This is a genomic window from Mycobacterium heckeshornense, from assembly GCF_016592155.1.
GTDB lineage: Bacteria > Actinomycetota > Actinomycetes > Mycobacteriales > Mycobacteriaceae > Mycobacterium > Mycobacterium heckeshornense.
In genome coordinates, this window is sequence record NZ_AP024237.1 from 3,912,348 (window position 1) to 3,929,407 (window position 17,060).

Annotated in this window: 17 protein-coding genes, 3 pseudogenes and 1 riboswitch; of the genes and pseudogenes, 9 read left to right on the plus strand and 11 right to left on the minus strand. The window is 67.3% G+C overall.

Annotation, left to right across the window (positions count from 1 at the left end):
* Positions 1–36 precede the first annotated feature (36 nt).
* The gene (gene satS / locus MHEC_RS18860; RefSeq protein ID WP_048891851.1) at positions 37–1,281 is read left to right on the plus strand and encodes a protein export chaperone SatS; all 1,245 of its coding nucleotides are present in this window, start codon (positions 37–39) and stop codon (positions 1,279–1,281) included.
* Between the two features lie 67 nt (positions 1,282–1,348).
* Here the strand turns inward: satS and MHEC_RS18865 are convergent, their stop codons facing one another.
* The 6 genes from MHEC_RS18865 to MHEC_RS18890 form a co-directional block, all read right to left on the minus strand.
* A complete protein-coding gene (locus tag MHEC_RS18865; protein ID WP_048891850.1) occupies positions 1,349–2,113 on the minus strand; it encodes an ABC transporter permease in 765 nt (254 codons plus the stop codon).
* A complete protein-coding gene (locus MHEC_RS18870) occupies positions 2,110–2,799 on the minus strand; it encodes an ABC transporter ATP-binding protein (RefSeq protein WP_048891849.1) in 690 nt (229 codons plus the stop codon). The genes MHEC_RS18865 and MHEC_RS18870 overlap by 4 nt, the downstream gene beginning before the upstream one ends.
* A gap of 3 nt (positions 2,800–2,802) precedes the next feature.
* Positions 2,803–3,891: an adenosine deaminase gene (locus tag MHEC_RS18875; protein ID WP_048891848.1), complete on the minus strand. Its 1,089-nt coding sequence runs from the start codon at positions 3,889–3,891 to the stop codon at positions 2,803–2,805.
* Positions 3,891–5,165, minus strand: coding sequence for a thymidine phosphorylase (locus MHEC_RS18880; protein ID WP_048891847.1), 1,275 nt, complete (start codon positions 5,163–5,165; stop codon positions 3,891–3,893). The genes MHEC_RS18875 and MHEC_RS18880 overlap by 1 nt, the downstream gene beginning before the upstream one ends.
* The gene (locus tag MHEC_RS18885; RefSeq protein ID WP_048891846.1) at positions 5,162–5,572 is read right to left on the minus strand and encodes a cytidine deaminase; all 411 of its coding nucleotides are present in this window, start codon (positions 5,570–5,572) and stop codon (positions 5,162–5,164) included. Before MHEC_RS18885 ends, MHEC_RS18880 begins: the two co-directional genes overlap by 4 nt.
* 197 nt (positions 5,573–5,769) lie before the next feature.
* Entirely contained in the window at positions 5,770–6,057 is a 288-nt protein-coding gene (locus MHEC_RS18890) for a hypothetical protein (RefSeq protein WP_152967045.1), read from the minus strand.
* A gap of 9 nt (positions 6,058–6,066) precedes the next feature.
* Between MHEC_RS18890 and MHEC_RS18895 the strand changes: the two genes are divergently transcribed.
* From MHEC_RS18895 to MHEC_RS18910, 4 genes and pseudogenes are all read left to right on the plus strand, one after another.
* A complete protein-coding gene (locus MHEC_RS18895; RefSeq protein ID WP_235434804.1) occupies positions 6,067–6,495 on the plus strand; it encodes an acyl-CoA dehydrogenase family protein in 429 nt (142 codons plus the stop codon).
* A 156-nt stretch (positions 6,496–6,651) separates the two neighbouring features.
* Positions 6,652–7,269 carry a TetR/AcrR family transcriptional regulator gene (locus MHEC_RS18900; RefSeq protein WP_048891844.1) on the plus strand — a complete coding sequence of 206 codons (618 nt, stop codon included), beginning with the start codon at positions 6,652–6,654 and terminating at the stop codon, positions 7,267–7,269.
* Positions 7,266–7,916 (plus strand): enoyl-CoA hydratase-related protein, encoded by a 651-nt coding sequence (locus MHEC_RS18905; RefSeq protein WP_048891843.1) that lies wholly within the window; start codon positions 7,266–7,268, stop codon positions 7,914–7,916. Before MHEC_RS18900 ends, MHEC_RS18905 begins: the two co-directional genes overlap by 4 nt.
* A gap of 8 nt (positions 7,917–7,924) precedes the next feature.
* Positions 7,925–8,554, plus strand: a pseudogene (locus tag MHEC_RS18910) (carboxymuconolactone decarboxylase family protein); the annotation flags it as partial.
* A 54-nt stretch (positions 8,555–8,608) separates the two neighbouring features.
* On the opposite strand, the gene MHEC_RS18915 reads toward MHEC_RS18910, so the two are convergent.
* Entirely contained in the window at positions 8,609–9,514 is a 906-nt protein-coding gene (locus MHEC_RS18915) for a sigma-70 family RNA polymerase sigma factor (protein ID WP_048891841.1), read from the minus strand.
* Positions 9,515–9,541: 27 nt separating this feature from the next.
* Between MHEC_RS18915 and MHEC_RS18920 the strand changes: the two genes are divergently transcribed.
* The 3 genes from MHEC_RS18920 to nagA all read left to right on the plus strand — a co-directional run bounded on the left by MHEC_RS18920 (position 9,542) and on the right by nagA (position 13,515).
* Complete coding sequence (locus tag MHEC_RS18920) at positions 9,542–10,882, plus strand: aspartate aminotransferase family protein (RefSeq protein WP_048891840.1); 1,341 nt, start codon at positions 9,542–9,544, stop codon at positions 10,880–10,882.
* A gap of 92 nt (positions 10,883–10,974) precedes the next feature.
* Complete coding sequence (gene dacB1, locus MHEC_RS18925; protein ID WP_048891839.1) at positions 10,975–12,213, plus strand: D-alanyl-D-alanine carboxypeptidase DacB1; 1,239 nt, start codon at positions 10,975–10,977, stop codon at positions 12,211–12,213.
* A gap of 183 nt (positions 12,214–12,396) precedes the next feature.
* Complete coding sequence (gene nagA, locus MHEC_RS18930) at positions 12,397–13,515, plus strand: N-acetylglucosamine-6-phosphate deacetylase (protein ID WP_275999149.1); 1,119 nt, start codon at positions 12,397–12,399, stop codon at positions 13,513–13,515.
* Here nagA and MHEC_RS18935 read toward each other — a convergent pair.
* The 3 genes and pseudogenes from MHEC_RS18935 to MHEC_RS18945 all read right to left on the minus strand — a co-directional run bounded on the left by MHEC_RS18935 (position 13,512) and on the right by MHEC_RS18945 (position 15,466).
* On the minus strand, positions 13,512–13,868 hold the full coding sequence (locus MHEC_RS18935) for a hypothetical protein (RefSeq protein WP_048891838.1): 357 nt from the start codon (positions 13,866–13,868) through the stop codon (positions 13,512–13,514). The two genes, nagA and MHEC_RS18935, sit on opposite strands and share 4 nt — an antisense overlap.
* Before the next feature lie 10 nt (positions 13,869–13,878).
* Positions 13,879–14,608, minus strand: a pseudogene (scnC, locus tag MHEC_RS18940) (thiocyanate hydrolase subunit gamma).
* A gap of 33 nt (positions 14,609–14,641) precedes the next feature.
* On the minus strand, positions 14,642–15,466 hold the full coding sequence (locus tag MHEC_RS18945) for an SH3-like domain-containing protein (protein WP_048891837.1): 825 nt from the start codon (positions 15,464–15,466) through the stop codon (positions 14,642–14,644).
* Between the two features lie 242 nt (positions 15,467–15,708).
* A riboswitch (guanidine-III (ykkC-III) riboswitch) is annotated at positions 15,709–15,778 on the plus strand.
* An 11-nt stretch (positions 15,779–15,789) separates the two neighbouring features.
* Here MHEC_RS18945 and MHEC_RS24510 point away from each other — a divergent pair.
* Positions 15,790–15,963: pseudogene (locus MHEC_RS24510) on the plus strand (DMT family transporter); the annotation flags it as partial.
* Between the two features lie 23 nt (positions 15,964–15,986).
* On the opposite strand, the gene yhjD reads toward MHEC_RS24510, so the two are convergent.
* On the minus strand, positions 15,987–17,060 hold the full coding sequence (yhjD, locus tag MHEC_RS18950; protein WP_048891836.1) for an inner membrane protein YhjD: 1,074 nt from the start codon (positions 17,058–17,060) through the stop codon (positions 15,987–15,989).

Below are 17,060 nucleotides of genomic sequence, written 5' to 3' on the forward strand. Positions count from 1 at the left end.
CGGGCACTGTGCGCCTGCGTCGATATCCTGTGCCGCATGGCTGCTGAGCTGGTTCCGATCCGACTGAGCCTCACCGCCGGCGACCGCTACACGCTGTGGGCGCCGCGCTGGCGCGACGCCGGCGACGAGTGGGAGGCGTTTCTCGGCAAGGGCGAGGATCTCTACGGCTTCGAAACCGTCGCTGACCTGGTCGCCTTCGTGCGCACCGACACCGACAACGATCTAGTCGACCACCCTGCGTGGAAGGATTTGACTCAGGCGAATGCGCACAAACTCGACCCGGCCGACGACAAACAGTTCGACCTGGTCGGCGTCGAGGAACTCGTCGCCGAAAAACCGACCCAAGAGTCGGTCGCCGCGCTGGCGGGCAGCCTGGCGATCGTATCGGCGATCGGGTCGGTCTGCGAACTGCCGACCGTCAGCAAGTTCTTCAACGGGAATCCGATGCTGGGCACGGTGGCCGGCGGCATCGACCATTTCACCGGCAAAGCCGGGCGCAAGCGCTGGAATTCCATCGCGGAGATCATCGCGCGAGGCTGGGACGATGTTTTGGCCGCGGTCGATGGCATTGTCACTACCCCGGATGTCGATGAGGCCGCGTCGGCTCGGGCCGCCGCCGAGTTGGCTGAACCTCGCAAGGATGACGAGTCGGCACTTGACATCGATATCGGTGATGAGGGCGAGGAGCCCGACGAGTCAATTGCGGCCGATGACACCGTGGTGCTGGGCAGCGACGAGGACTTCTGGTTGAAGGTGGGCATCGACCCGATCCGGATCATGACCGACGCGGGCACGTTCTATACGCTGCGCTGCTATTTCGACGACCGTCCGATTTTCCTGGGTCGCAACGGCCGCATCAGCGTCTTCAGCTCGGAACGCGCTCTGGCCCGGTATCTGGCCGACGAGCACGACCACGACCTGTCCGACCTGAGCACCTACGACGACATCCGCACGGCGGCGACCGATGGCTCGCTGGAGGTCGACATCACCGACGACAACGTCTATGTGCTGACCGGCCTGGCCGACGATTTGGCGGACGGACCCGATGCGGTGGACCGTGAGCAGTTGGAACTGGCCGTCGAGTTGCTTCGCGATGTTGGCGAATACGCCGAGGACAGCACCGTGGAAAAAGCGCTCGCGACCGATCGGCCGCTGGGCAAGCTGGTCGCCTACGTGCTCGAACCCGACCCGGTCGGCAAGCCCGCCGGGCCGTATGCCCGGGCGGTGCGCGAGTGGGAGCAGCTGGAACGGTTCGTGGAGTCACGGCTAAGGCGCGAATAGGACTGGCGAGCAGACGCAAAATCGCACATTTCGGCACGAAATCGTGCGATTTTGCGTCTGCTCGGCGTTACAGCGGCAACAGCCGGTGGTCGCGGGTGAACACCCGGCGGACCAGGCCAAGGGCGACCACCACGGTGGTGGCCGCGACCGATCCCAAGATCAAGAACATCACCACGGCCTGCACGAGCACAGCCTGCACCGGCGAGACACCGGCGAGGATGAGCCCGGTCATCGCCCCAGGCAAGAACACCAGACCGGTGGCCTTGGTGGTTTCGATCTGCGGAGAAACGGCCGCCCGCAACGCTGTCCGCAGGTAGGGGGCGGCCGCCTGACGGTAGGGCTGCGCGAGGGCTAACCGCGCTTCGACCTCATCGCGTTTGTCGCGCAGCTCGTCGACCAGCCGGCGGGCCACCAGCACCGTGGCGGTCATCGAGTTGCCGATCATCATCCCCGCGATCGGCACCAGGGTCCGCGGCTGCAACGGAAACACCCGCAACCCGAATATCACGCCTAGCGTCACCACCGCCGCGGTAGCGAACGCGGCGATGGCCAGCGGCGCCAGCCGGGGGACCTCCGGGGCCCGCCGGCGCGCGACGTCACCGGCGTAGCCGACCATGCCCGCGGTCCACGCCCACGACCACCACAGCGAGCGACCGGGCTCGAAAAGCAACGCCAACGCGCTGCCAACCAGCAGCAATTGGACCAGCGCACGGATGGCCGACCACACCACTTGGCGTTCGAGACCCAGCCGCTGCCACAACGAAATCGCCGCGGCGAAGCCAACCAACGCCAACGACGTTGCCAGCCCCGCCCATCCGACCTCGCCGTTCACGGCGTCACCTCCTCGTTTCCCGGCTTCGATGCAGCCGGTTCAAACCCTGTGCAGCGGCCGTTGTCGAGGTATACGACCCAATCGGCGATGCGCTCGACCTGCGCCGCGTCGTGGGTGACCCACACGGCCGGAGTTCCTTGACCGTCCGCCAGGTCGCGTACAGCGTGTTCGATCACCCGTGCCGCCGCGGCGTCGACCGCGGAGGTGGGCTCGTCGAGAAGCAGCACCTCAGGTTGCGCCATGAGCGTGCGGGCCAGGCACATCCGCTGCGCCTCACCGCCCGACAGGGCGGTCGCATCACGGTCCAGCCATGAGCCGGTCAACGCCACCCGCGCCAGTGTTTCGGACATCCGCGCATCGGACGCGGCGGGGTCGGCCGCCCGCAAATTCTCGGCCACGGTGCCGGGGAAGGGCGTCGGGCGCTGAAAGCACATGCCCACCCGGCGACGCAACCATAACGGGTCGAGTGCGGCAATATCCTTGCCGCAGAACAATACTCGGCCGCTGGTTGGTACTTCCAGCCGATTGCACAATCGCAGCAACGTCGACTTGCCCGATCCCGACGGGCCAAACACCACCGTTACGCCCCGCTTCGGGATGGCCGCGCTGAATCCGTCGAGCGCGCGCAGTCCGGCCCGTTCCACCACCACGTCGGCGAAGTCGAATACCGGCTCCGTATCGGCCACGGCCTACCCGATCAACACCGCGAAGCGGGGCTTGATCACCTCGTCGATGATCGCCAGACGCTCGTCGAAGCCGATGAACGCTGACTTCACCGCATTGATGGTGAACCGCTCCAAGTCGCTCCAGCCGTAACCGAATGCTTCTACTAGCCTGTGCATTTCGCGGGTCATCGAGGTGTCGCTCATCAACCGGTTGTCAGTGTTGATGGTGACCCGGAATCGCGCCCGGGCCAGCAGGTCGAACGGGTGCTCGGCGATGCTGTCGACAACACCGGAATGCACATTGGAGCTTGGGCACAGCTCCAGCGGAATTCGCTTGTCCCGCAGGATGGCCGCCAGTCGGCCCAGCTGCACCGTGCCATCGTCGTTGACGTGGATGTCATCGACAATCCGCACCCCGTGACCTAACCGGTCGGCGCCGCAGAATGCGATCGCTTCATGAATGGACGGCAGCCCGAACGCTTCTCCAGCATGGATTGTGAAGCGGGCGTTATGATCTCGCATGTACTCGAAGGCATCCAGGTGCCGGGATGGTGGGTAACCGGCCTCGGCGCCGGCAATGTCGAATCCGACCACACCTTTATCCCGAAATCTGATCGCCAGCTCGGCGATCTCGCGGGACAGCGCGGCATGGCGCATCGCGGTGACCAGACAGCGCACCGTGATCGCGCGGCCCGCGGCCGCGGCGGCTTTCTCTCCGTCGGCGAAACCTGCCAGGACGGCGTCGACGACGTCGTCGAACGAGAGCCCCCGGTTGATGTGCAGTTCGGGGGCGAAACGCACCTCGGCGTACACCACGTTGTCGGCGGCTAAGTCCTCCACGCATTCATAGGCGACCCGGTGCAGGGCCTCGGGCGTCTGCATGACCGCAACGGTGTGCGCAAACGGCTCGAGGTAGCGTTCCAGCGACCCGCTGTAAGAGCGGGTGTGAAACCAGCGGGCCAGCTCGTCGACGTCGGTGGCGGGCAGGTCCTCGTAGCCGATCTGGCCCGCGATGTCGAGCACGGTGGCGGGGCGCAGCCCGCCGTCGAGGTGGTCATGCAGCAGCGCCTTGGGTGCTTTGCCGATCATGTCCAGGGTCAGCGGTGCCGTCATCAGGTGATCCGATCGATGATCAGTGGGCGCTGGGCCGGTGGGCGGTCGCCGATGCTCCAGCCGCCGTCGAGCTCGGCCATCGCGGCGCCGAACCGTTCCGGGGTGTCGGTGTACAGCGTGAACAGCGGCTCGCCGGCCACGACCGGTTCGCCGGGGCGGCGATGGATTCGGATGCCGGCACCGGGCTGCACCCGTTCGCCGGGTCGGGTTCTGCCCGCGCCGAGCCGCCACACCGTCATCCCTATCGCCATCGCGTCGATGTCGCCCATTGTGCCGCCCCGGCCTGCGGTCACGGTCTCCGAACACGCGCCCACCGGCAACGGCGCCGACAAGTCTCCACCCTGGGCGGCGACCAGCGCGCGGAAGCGGTCCATCGCGGTGCCGTCACGCAGGGTCTGCGCGGGATCGCCGCCGTCGACGCCGGCGAGTTGCAGCATCTCGGTGGCCAGCGCCACCGTCAGCTCCACCACGTCGGGCGGTCCACCGCCGGCCAGCACTTCCAGGGCTTCGGCAACCTCGAGCGCGTTGCCGACGGCAGTGCCCAGCGGACGGTTCATATCGGTCAGCAGCGCGCGGGTAGGCACACCGTGCGCGGTACCCAGCTGCACCATGGTCTGCGCCAGCTCCCGGCACAGCGGCTCGGACCTCAGCAGCGACCCGGAACCCGTTTTGACGTCGAGCACCAGCGCGCCGGCGCCCTCGGCCAGCTTCTTGCTCATCACCGAGCTGGCGATCAGCGGCAGCGACTCGACGGTGCCGGTGATGTCACGCAACGCATACAGCTTGGCGTCGGCGGGCGCCAACCAACCGGCCGCGAAAATCGCCGCCCCGACGTCGCGCAGTTGTTCGCGCACCTTGGGGACCGGCAGGTCCGCGACGAACCCGGCGATCGATTCGAGCTTGTCCAGGGTGCCGCCGGTGTGGCCCAGCCCGCGCCCGGATGCCTGGGGCACCGCGGCGCCGCAGGCGGCGACGACGCCCACGAGCGGCAGCGTGATCTTGTCCCCCACCCCTCCGGTGGAGTGCTTGTCCACCGTCGGCGTGCTCAGATCGCTGAAGTCCAGCCGCTCACCGGAAGCCAGCATCGCGGCGGTCCACCGCGCGGTCTCGGAGCGGTCCATGCCGCGCAGGTAGATCGCCATCAACAGTGCGGCCATCTGTTCCTCGGCGACGCGGCCGCGGGTATAGGCGTCGATGACCCAGTCGATGGCGGCATCGGAGAGCCGGCCGCCGTCGCGCTTGGTCTTGATCAGCGTCGGCGCGTCGAATGTCACGGCAGGTCGTCGGGGCCGAACGCGTCGGGCAACAGCTCGCCAAGGCGGCGCGGTCCGGCGAGGTGGTCAATGAGCAGGCCGGGTCCGCCGTGTTCCAGCAACAGTTGCCGGCACCGCCCGCAGGGCATCAACAACCGCCCGCTCGCGTCGATGCACGCCAGCGCGAGCAGCCTGCCGCCCCCGGTCGAATGCAGCGCGCTGATTACTCCGCACTCGGCGCACAGGCCTAGGCCATATGAGACATTCTCCACATTGCATCCGGTGACCACCCGGCCGTCGTCGACCAGCGCCGCCGCGCCCACCCGCAACCGCGAATAGGGCGCATACGCTCGATACGCTACTTGGGTAGCGTTGTCCCGCAACATATTCCAGTCAATCGCGGCGGTAATCACAGCGATGCCTGCCATGTTCTATACGCATGAGACAGTCCTGTTTTCTCGTCGGTCAGCGTCGAAGCCACCCTACTGGCCGCGGTCCGGGGCGTCGGCGGCTGCGCGGCGGTACAGCGTGTGGCGATGCCGGCGCGACATCGAGGTGACCACGGTGACCCGGGAGGTCAAGCGTCCTGACGGTCGCGCGCTAATTCGGGCGAGCAGACGCAGTATCACGCACGGGACGGGCGTCGCCCGTTCGCGCCAACTGAGCGCAGTTCGGCGACACCTTCACCTTCCGCGACGACGCTGCCGTCATCGGCGAGCAGCTGCAGACGCACACGTCCTTCGATCGGCTGCTTGCGTTTTCGCGCGCGCCGTGGCGTGGGGCACCCGCTGAGCCCGGCGACTGCAGAGGCGTCAAACAGTACCAACTCCAACTCGACGACGTGCGCGTACCACAGCAGGACATAGTCGGCGCCGAGGGTGAGGGCCTGCTGGTGATGTGGCCATTTACCCACGTCGAGCGGGTGCTGACGGCCGCGCTGTGCCTGGGGACCGCCGCCTACGCCATCACCCGTTCGGTCCAGCGCGCCAAGGACCGCGTCATATCCGGCGCGATGCCGATCGGCGCCAACCAGGCAATCGCCCATCCGCTGGCCGCCCAGCACGCGCGCCTACAGGCCAATCGGCTCTTTGTCTATCGCACCGCGGCGCTCTTCGACGCGGGCGCCGACGTCACCGCCGATGCCAACATGGCCAAGTTACTTACGGCCGATTTGGCCTTCGCGACTGCCGATCACGCCATGCAGGTCATGGGCGTCGATGCCTGGGATGAACGCGAGGGCTGGCTCGACTGCTACCTCGATGCCCGGCTCGCTCGGTCCGGTCCGGTCAGCAACGAATTCGCACTCAATTATGTCGCCCGGCACGTGTTGGGGCTGCCGGCTGGCGGCTGATCGGCTGATTGCAAAGATGCGCCGCGCACCGGAGTGCACGCCGTGACGTGCTGTGCCCCGGCGGGGCGCGCGACACTGGATAGCCTCGCCCACCGCAGGTGCGCAGCTCGTGCCACCCGACTATAACAGAGCGCTTGCTCTGTTATAGTCGGGTGCGTGCCACGTCCCCGGGTCTACGACATCGACCGGGTCCTCGATGCCGCCGAATCGCTGGCCGCCGAGGCCGGGCCGTCGGCGATGACAATCCGAGCGGTTGCCGCGGCGGCCGGGGTATCCAACGGTGCGATCTACCACACCTTCGGGTCCCGGGCCGAGCTGCTGGCGCGCACATGGCTGCGGGCGGCGCGCCGGTTTCTCGCGACCCAACGGGCGCTCGTCGACGGGTCACTCGCCCCGCGTGAGGCCGTGGTCGCCGCCGCGGCGGCACCGGCCGTTTTCGCCCAGCAGCACCCGCAGTCGTCCTCGGTGCTGCTGGCCATACGCCGAGAGAAGCTGAGCGACAAGGAGATTCGCCGCGAACTGGCGGACGAACTGGCGGCAACTCAGGCCCAGCTCGTCGAGCTGATGGTCCACCTCGCGACCATGATGTGGGGCCGCAAGGACGCCGCCGCGGTAGACGTGATCACCACCTGCATCGTCGATCTTCCGACGAGCATCGTGTTACAGCGCAACAGGATTCACGACCCGACCGCCCTCGATCACCTGCGCGCCGCCGTGCGGGCGGTGCTCGACGTCGGACCCCCTCCCGTCAAGCAGCAAAGGAGACGACGATGAACCTCGGCTACGATGGGAAGATCGCGGTGCTGGACCTCGGCGACGACGAAAACCGCTTCTCACCTGATTTTCTCGATGAGTTCGACGCCCACCTCGACGAAGTGGTCGGCGGCAGCGCTCAAGGCCTCGTCACGACGGCCGCAGGCAAGTTTTACACCAACGGTCTGGACCTGGACTGGTTGATGGCGCATGGTGATCAGACCCCGTGGTATGTCAATCGCGTCCAGGTGCTGCTCGCCCGGATGCTGGCCCTGCCCGTGCCGACCGCGGCGGCATTGCCTGGCCATGCATTCGGCGCGGGCGCGATGCTGGCACTCGCGCATGACTTCCGGGTGATGCGCGCCGACCGCGGCTTCTTCTGCTTCCCCGAAGTCGACATCCGTATCCCCTTCACACCCGGGATGGCGGCCCTGATTCAGGCCAAGCTCACACCGCAGGCTGCGGTGGCCTCGATGACGACGGGGCGACGGTTCGGCGGGAGGGACGCTGAGGCGATCGGCATCGTCGACGCCACCGCGCCCGAGGGCGCCGTCGCGGCCGCCGCCGTCGGCATGCTGAAGCCGCTCGACGGCAAAGACCGGGGTACTCTCGGGGCGATCAAGAACACCATGTTCGCGCAGGTGGTCGCGACGCTCACGAACAGCTAGCTTCACGCTCGTCACACTCTGGCGGGCTGTGTCGTCTCACGGGTATGAGACAGAAACCACGAATCGACCCTGTGCCCCCGAAGAAGGCCCCGCTGTGGGTCCGTGCCGCCTACCGTTACGCCAAACGGCGGTTCGGCGAAGTCCCCGAACCGTTCACCGTCGCCGCGCATCACCCTGGCCTGTTGTTCGCCAACGCAATTCACGAGACGGCGCTGGAGCGCGCATCGCGCAAACTGCCCGCAAACGTTCGCGAGCTGGCCGTGTATTGGACTGCGCGCACCGTCGGCTGCTCGTGGTGTGTGGACTTCGGGTCGATGCTGCAGCGCCTCGACGGTCTGGACATCGAGCGGCTGAACGACATCGGCAATTACGCGACCTCACCGCGTTACACCGACGACGAGCGGGCCGCGATCGCCTACGCCGACGCGATGACCACCGACCCACACACCATCACCGACGAACAGGTGGCCGATCTCAAGGCCCGCTTCGGTGATGCCGGTGTGATCGAGCTGACGTATCAGATCGCCACGGAGAACATGCGGGCACGCATGTATTCGGCGCTGGGCATCACCGAGCAGGGCTTTAGTTCCGGTGACGCGTGCCGGGTTCCGTGGGCGGATCCGTCCGCGAGCCGGTAGCTGCCGTGAAAAAGTGCGAGTGACGACCACGGTTGCTACGGACTCGAGGCGCACTCACCGAGGCCGCAGCGGAGAACCGCTGAACTTGTCCGGGTTCGCGATATCCCAGAAAGCGCAAACCTTTCCGTCGCGCACAGTGATGGCCAGGATCCGCGGCAGCATCTCCCGATACCCTTCGCCGCCGGCACTGCCCGCGGTGAAGACGCCGAACTCGCCGTTGACGCGGACGGGCTGATTCGCCGTGAAAAACGCCGGCCCGTAGCGTCGCGCCAGCCCGAAGATAAACCGCGCTACTTTGTCCGCCCCGCGAATCACCTGAACAGCGGTCGGCGCCTTGCCGTTCGAATCGCCGGTGAAGGTGACGTCGGGGTGCAGCAGCGTCACCACCGACTCCAGGTCACCGGCGGCCATAGCGGCCATCAGCCGGCCGACCACCTCGTCGTGTGCCGGGTCCGGTTGCGGCGGCGGATCAGCGGCGACCGCCCGCCGGGCCCGCGATGCCAGCTGCCGGGCGGCGGCCTCGGTGGTGCCCAGCACGTCGGCCACGTCGGAAAACGGCACCCCGAACCCGTCGTGCAGCACGAACGCGACCCGCTGATCGGGGCTCAGCCGCTCCAGCACCACCATCGCTGCATACCGGGCGTCCTCGTTGGCCACCACCGCCGCCAGGGGGTCGGCATCGTCGAAACCGGTCACAATCGGTTCCGGAAGCCATTGGCCCACATAGGTTTCCCGGCGATGCACCGCCGAGCGCAGCCGGTCGAGGGCCAGCCGGCTCACCACGGTGGTCAACCAGGCCTGCGCATCGCGAACCTCGTCGTGCTGCGCTGACTGCCAGCGCAGCCAGGCCTCCTGCACGACGTCCTCGGCGTCAGCGAATGTGCCGGTCAGCCGGTAGGCGACGGCCAGCAGATGCGGGCGCAGGGCCTCGAATTCGTCGACCTGTTGGGCCGAGGTCATCGTCCGAGCGTAACGTTCGCGGACACGATGCTCGATAACCTCTGGCTCCATTTCGCCCGCCACGGCGCGGGCATCACCGCGCCGGTGATCACCCGGGGCGACGGCGTCCGAATCTTCGACGACCGCGGCCGTAGCTACCTGGATGCGCTGTCGGCGCTGTTCGTGGTGCAGGCCGGGCACGGCCGCGAAGAGCTCGCCGAGGCCGCCGCGGCGCAGGCCCGCACGCTGGCGTACTTCCCGCTGTGGTCGTATGCCACCCCACCGGCGATCGAGCTCGCCGAGCGTCTGGCAGGCTACGCGCCCGGCGATCTCAACCGAGTGTTTTTCACCAGCGGCGGCGGCGAGGCCGTCGAAACCGCGTGGAAGCTGGCCAAGCAGTACTTCAGGCTCATCGGCAAACCTGGTAAATACAAAGCGATTTCGCGTGCGATCGCTTATCACGGCACCCCGCAGGGCGCACTGGCGCTCACCGGTGTGCCGAAGTATCAGGCGCCTTTCGAGCCGCTGACCCCGGGCGCGGTGAAGGTGCCCAACACCAACTTCTACCGCGCGCCCGAACCGCTGCGCACCGATGTCAAGGCGTTCGGGCGATGGGCCGCCGACCGCATCGCCGAAGCCATCGAGTTCGAAGGCCCCGACACCGTCGCCGCGGTGTTCCTAGAGCCGGTGCAAAACGCCGGCGGCTGCATCCCGCCGCCGCCGGGCTACTTCGAACGGGTCCGCGAGATCTGCGACGAGTATGACGTGCTGCTGGTCTCCGACGAGGTGATCTGCGCCTACGGGCGGATCGGGTCGATGTTCGCCTGTGACGACTTCGGCTACGTGCCCGACATGATCACCTGCGCCAAGGGCCTGACGTCGGGGTACTCGCCGATCGGCGCGATGATCGCCAGCGACCGGCTCTTCGAACCGTTCAACGACGGCGCCACGATGTTCCCGCACGGCTACACGTTCGGCGGACATCCGGTGTCGGCCGCGGTGGCGCTGGCCAACCTCGACATCTTCGAGCGCGAGCGCCTCAACGAGCGCGTCAAGCAGAACGCACCCGCGTTTCGCGCCACGTTGGAGAAGCTCTACGACCTGCCCGTGGTCGGCGACGTCCGCGGCGAAGGCTACTTCTACGCCGTCGAGCTGGTCAAAGACCGGGTGGCCCGTGCGACCTTCACCGCCGAGCAACGCCGCCGGCTGCTGCCCCGGGTGTCGTCGGCGCTGTACGAGGCCGGGCTGTACTGCCGCATCGACGAGCGCGGCGACCCGGCCATCCAGGTGGCGCCGCCGCTGATCAGCGGCCCGGCCGAATTCGCCGAGATCGAGTCGGTCCTGCGCGCGGTGTTGACCGGCATCGGCGACGACGTCTTCGACTCCTAACTCGTCCGCCGGGGTCGGGCCTGCCCCCCGCGACACCGGTCGCAGCGCGGCTCCGCAGAATTCGCTCGCTGATCGCCTACTCTGCTGTGACGATGGCCCTCCAACGATCCGCGACATGCCTGGCTACGGTGCTTTTCCTGGCTGCGGTGCCCAGTGTGCCGGTCGCGACCGCCGAGCCCGCCGGACAAGACACCTGCCCGTATCGGGTGTCCACCCCGCCCGCGGTCGACTCCTCGGAGATTCCCACGGCCAAAGACCCGCCGGCTCCCCTGCCGGTGCCCGCCACCCCGGTGGGCGGCAATGCGCTGGGTGGCTGTGGCGTCGTCGCCGCACCCAACACCCCGCCGGTGCCAAACGACATCTCCGCCGAGGCCTGGCTGGTTGCCGACCTTGACAGCGGCGCGGTCATCGCAGCCAAGGACCCGCACGGCCGGCACCGCCCGGCCAGCGTCATCAAGGTGCTGGTGGCCATGGCGTCGATCAACGAGCTCAGTCTCAACAAGACCGTCGAGGGTACCGCCGAAGACGCCGCCGTGGAGGGCACCAAGGTCGGCGTCACAGCCGGCGGGACCTACACCGTCAACCAGTTGCTGCACGGGCTGCTGATGCATTCCGGCAACGATGCGGCGCACGCACTGGCGATGCAGCTCGGCGGTATGCAGGTCGCGCTGGAAAAGATCAACGTTCTGGCCGGCAAGCTCGGTGGGCGCGACACCCGCGTCGCCACCCCGTCCGGTCTGGACGGACCGGGCATGAGCACCTCGGCCTACGACATCGGGTTGTTCTACCGCTACGCCTGGCAGAACCCCACATTCGCTGACATTGTGGCAACGCGGACCTTCGATTTCCCGGGCCACGGCGATCGTCCCGGCTACCAGCTGGAGAACGACAACCAGCTGCTCTACAACTATCCGGGCGCGCTGGGCGGCAAGACCGGCTACACCGACGACGCCGGGCAGACGTTCGTCGGCGCGGCCAACCGGGACGGGCGCCGGCTGATGGTGGTCCTGCTGCACGGCACCCGGGAGCCGATTCCGCCGTGGCAGCAGGCAGCGCATCTGCTCGACTACGGGTTCGCTACCGCGCCGGGCACCCGGGTTGGGACGCTCATCGAACCCGATCCAGCGCTGGTGGCCGCTAAACCCGCCACCGGCGCCGACGACGGCGCTGCGGCCCGCGCTCCGGACATCACGCCGGCCGCCGATGCGCTGCCGGTGCGGGTGGGCGTGGCCATTATCGGCACGCTTGTCGTGTTCGGGCTGATCATGGTTGCGCGGTCGCTGAACCGCCGCCCGCAGCCGACGACGCAGGGCGTTCGGCGAGCCGCGTGACGCTGACCAGCACGTCGACCCCGAACCGGCGAGACCCGGCGACGGGTAGGACGCAGCGATCGGCGACCGCCGCACCATCGGGCGGATGACAGACTTTGGAGCATGACAAATCGGGCGGTCGCCTCGGGAACACGGGCCGCGCGGGCCGGACACGACGCTGTGAGCCTAATCTCTGCTGGCACAATGGTTCTCGATGGCAAGGTCTGCCGGCCTGGGTGGTTGGCGATCGCTGGCCGTCGAATCAGTGATTGCGGCTCGGGTACACCGCCGCGGCCGCCCGACGTCGATTTCCCCGACGCGGTGGTGGTGCCGGGGTTCGTCGATATGCATGTGCACGGCGGGGGCGGCGGCTGGTACACCGACGGGCGCGGTGATGAGATCGCCGCTGCCGCCGCTTTTCACCGACGGCATGGCACCACGACGACGTTGGCCAGCCTGATCAGTGCGGGGCCCGCGGACCTGCTGGCGGCGGTAGGTGCGCTCGCCGAGGCGACCCGGGCCGGCGTCATCGCCGGCATCCACATGGAAGGGCCGTGGCTGAACCCGGTGCGATGCGGAGCACACCATCCCGCCCAGCTGCGCAATCCGGACGTCGCCGAGATCAACGCCGTCCTTGCCGTCGGCAACGGCACGATCCGGATGGTGACGCTGGCACCAGAGCTTCCGGGGAGCACGACAGCGATCAGGCGCTTCAGAGACGCGGAAATCATTGTGGCCGTTGGCCATACAGATGCGACTTACGAGCAGACCCGTCTGGCGATCGCCGAAGGCGTGACAGTCGGCACCCATCTGTTCAATGCGATGCGGCCGCTGCACCACCGCGAGCCCGGTCCCGCGCTGGCGCTGCTGCAGGACCCGCGGGTGACCCTCGAACTGATCGCCGACGGGGTTCACGTTCATCCCGCGCTGGTGCATGCGGTCATCGAAGCCGCCGGACCCGACCGCGTCGCCCTGGTCACCGATGCCACCGCGGCGGCCGGTTGCGCCGACGGGCCGTTTCGGTGTGGAACGCAGCAGCTCGACGTCGTCGCGGGCGTGGCGCGCGTGCACGGAACCTCCACACTGGCCGGCAGTACAGCCACCATGGATCAGCTCTTTCGCACCGTGGCTGGACTGGCTTCGGACCCGGACGAGGGACTGGCCGCCGCCGCGAAGACGACGTCGACCACCCCCGCTCGTGTGCTGGGGTTCGACCACGTGGGTAGTTTGCGCACCGGTCTGGATGCCAATCTCGTTGCGCTCAGCCATGATTTGCAGGTGCGCGCGGTCATGGCCAACGGCGACTGGGTGAGCGAGAGCTAACGGCTTTCCAACCGCGCCCGCACCAGCTCCATGCGGTCGGCAAGCGCAGCCTCGTCGATGACATTGCGGGCGATCAGGGAATGGGCCAGCGCGAGGAGCTGACTTTCCGGGAACGGAACTGCCTTGTAAACCTGGTCGGACAGGCGGTCTTCGTCGTGGCGGCGGATCAGCAAAGGGAGCGTAATGCCTTCCCTGTCGAGTGCGTCGCACATTGCGTCGAGGCTTGACTTCCACGGCGGCACAGGGTTTCCGACGCCATACTTCGACGCCAGCTGCGACCACACCTGTCCGTGGGCAGCAATTCGTTCCAGCGTCTGCACTCGGACGTTCGAAACATCACGGTCGTCGGGCATCTCGATGCACCTAGTAGTTTTCCGCCGGGTGAATCGCTGGATGCACGGGACGGTCCCCGTTGGAGGTGACGCCGGGCTTGGGAAGGGCGACGCCAATCATGCAGTCCCGGGTGACGATCTCCGCGAGCTGTTGCTCAGTCCAATCCTCCGTTCCCGGCGGCTGGAGCGGAAGCACCAGAAACCTGTGCTTGGAATTGGAGTCTTCGACGCGGATCTCAACCTCCTCTGGAAGGTAGAGGCCGAATTCGGCGAGGACCTGGCGCGGCCACCGCACCATCCGACGGCGGTAGTTCGGCGTCCGGTACCACTCGGGCGAGTTTCCCAGGATGGGTCGGGGGTAGCAGGAGCACAGCGTGCACACGATCACGTGATGCAGCGTCGGGGTGTCCTCGAGCACCTGCAGCGAAGTGAAGTCACTGGGCGTGCCAAACCCAGTGGGTTGCAACCAGTCAACTCCTAATTTCGCGGCAAGCGGCGATGGCGTCCTGTCGTGCCAACTGCTTGAAATCCGGATCGCGCCAAGCCTTGGCGACGAGTCGCGCACCGGGCGCCGGCCCGAGCTGCTCGACGAATTCGGTATAGCGGCGGTGCTCCTCGGCGGTGAACAGCCCCTTCTCAATCGCCAGCTCCCGCAGTGCAATTTCGAGCACCTCGAAGTCGGTAATCTCGTCGACCATGGGTGTCGAATGCTGTTGACCGCCGTCGGGCAGCGTCTCGAACCTGTCGTTTTCGTCTGCCATGTCGGAATCCTGCCTGCTCTCGGAAGCCGCGGCCTAGGTGGCGGGCTGCAGCCACCGTTCCGAAATCTCAGCCTGCAGCGTGTCGTTCGAGGAGCCCGTGTACGGCTGCCACAGGTCGGTCATTTTGAACCGCACGATGTAGAACCACTCAGGCTTTTGGTCGTCGCGGCCGAACGCCTCGTCTTCCGGTGTGAGGCTCTCGTATGAGACTTTGACGACCGTGCCGGTTTTGCCGCGCAGGTACTCCTGAGTGCGCGTGTAAAAGATGGTCGGCAGGTCCCGCACCCGCACCGCATCGCCGACCACGAAGCGGGGGGTGCCGGCAGTGCCGGCGAAGTATTGGGGATCACCCTTTCCGAGCGCTTCGGTGTGGTGACGGTTTCTGGCGACCGCCTTGCCGTCCCCGATCGTGCGAGGCGCGGCTTCAAGGAAGGCGGTGCCGGTTGTCGCGCGGCGCTCGCGCACCTCGGCGACGCGCTCGATCAGCTCGCCGAGCGTGATGTGGCGTTTGTCCACCAGACAGCGGGCAGCGGCCAGCACCCAGCGCCCGTAGTACGGCAAGCCGAGATATTTCGTGCGCCCGACGTCGACGTTGCCGAGCCGTCGCCGCTCCTCGGATGTCCAGATGCCGCGCCAGCCCATGACCTCACATGTCACGAACGTGTTGAGCTCCCATTGCTCTTCCTCTTTTTCTTCGAAGACGGCCGGAGCATCGGGTTCACCGCCGACATCGTGTGGCGTCTTCATGTAAGCGCGGAATACCGCGTGGTCGATCTCATCCGGGTAGGCCCAGTCCTGGAAACGGTGGAACGCAAGACGCAGCTGACTAACAAGGTCGCCCATGACAGAGTTCGCCATGAGCGCACCTCCGGTGAACGAGCGATATCCCGACCCAACGGGACCATAACACCGCTGGCACGGCTTCGCGGCAGCTTTGGGCCGGGCGCGCTAGTGAAATCGCCCCGGGGGCACGGTGCGCCAAACGAACCGGAACAACGAAGCGTCCCAAGGGGACCTGCAAGCCAGAAGACATGTGGCACAACAGCATTCTTTCTGCAGGCAGAACGAGGCCGGCGGCCGCTGGTCGTCCGTTTGCTACTGTCGGGCCGGTCAGCGGCAGACACCGGGCGAGGGGCGCGCCGTACCCGGCCAGCGACAAGACGGCGCGGTGGAGGGGCAACACCGGCCTGGCCGTCGCGATGCGCAGCCTGCCTACCGGGGCGAGCTGCGCGGTTTGGGTCGGCATCGGGGCGGCGCTCACGGTTGCCTATGCCATGCTGACCGGCGACGAAGCCGCGTCACCGGTCAAGGTGGTGCTGATCGCCGGTGTCATCGGCTGCATCCCCGGCCTGAAGCGGCCGGAAATCGCACCGCGGGCTTACCGGCGTGGTGCGAGGTGGGTCGCCGCCCGCGATGACCTCGGTGCGGATGACCGCCGACGTACAAGCCGTGAAAGTCCCAGTGCGCCAACGGCTCCCACCGCCACAGCGACCAATGCCTGACGGGCGCTAAGACCTTCGTCGAGCTGCACCCGCGGGGCGATCAGCGCCGGGGGAGGCGGCGGTACCGGCGCCGCACGCAGGTTCTCCGGTGACGTCGCCGCCCAGGCGGCGGCAAAGAGAATCAGGCGCGCAGTGATGTAGGCGAACAGCATCACACCCAACACCGGCCCGAACGCGGCACCGGCCGGACTGCGCAACACCGACCGCAAGTAGATCGACCCCGCCAGTTTGAAAACTTCAAACCCCACGGCCGCCAGCAGGCCAGCCCGCATCGAGATCGCGACACTGACCGGCTCGCGGGGCAGCCGGGCGATCATCCAGGTAAACATCAGCCACGACACCATCAACGACGACAGCAGCGAAATCCCGCGTAAGACAATGTCGAGCGCCGGGGCATAATGCAGGCCCAGCCAATCCAGCACCTTGGCCATCGGCGCGGCATCGGCCAGCGCGGTCAGCGCGATGGTGGCGGCGATCGCCGCGAACGCCGACACCATCGCCGCCAGGTCGGACAACTTGGTACGGACGAACCCCGACGCCGTGACTCGCTCGGCCCACATCGCACTGAGTGCCTCACGCAGGTTCGCCATCCAACTCAATCCCGCCCACGCCGAACCCGCCAGGCCGATCAGGCCGACCGACCCGCGCGAGGCGATCGCCGAGTTCATCAGCTTGACCAGTTGCTTGCCGAGTTTGCCCGACACCGACGTCTCGATCCGGCCCTCGATCTCGGCCAGCAGCTCGGGCTGGCGCGACAGCAGAAAGCCGGCGACCGCGAAACCCACCATCAGCAGCGGGAACAGCGAAAGGATCGTGTAGTAGGTGAGGCCCGCCGCGAAGAAGCTGCCCCTGCGCTCGCTATAGCGCTCGTGGGCGCGCATCACGTGATCCAACCAGCCGTAGCGGGCCCGCAGCCGATCAAGAATCGCTGGTTTGGCCGGTGGGCTCAT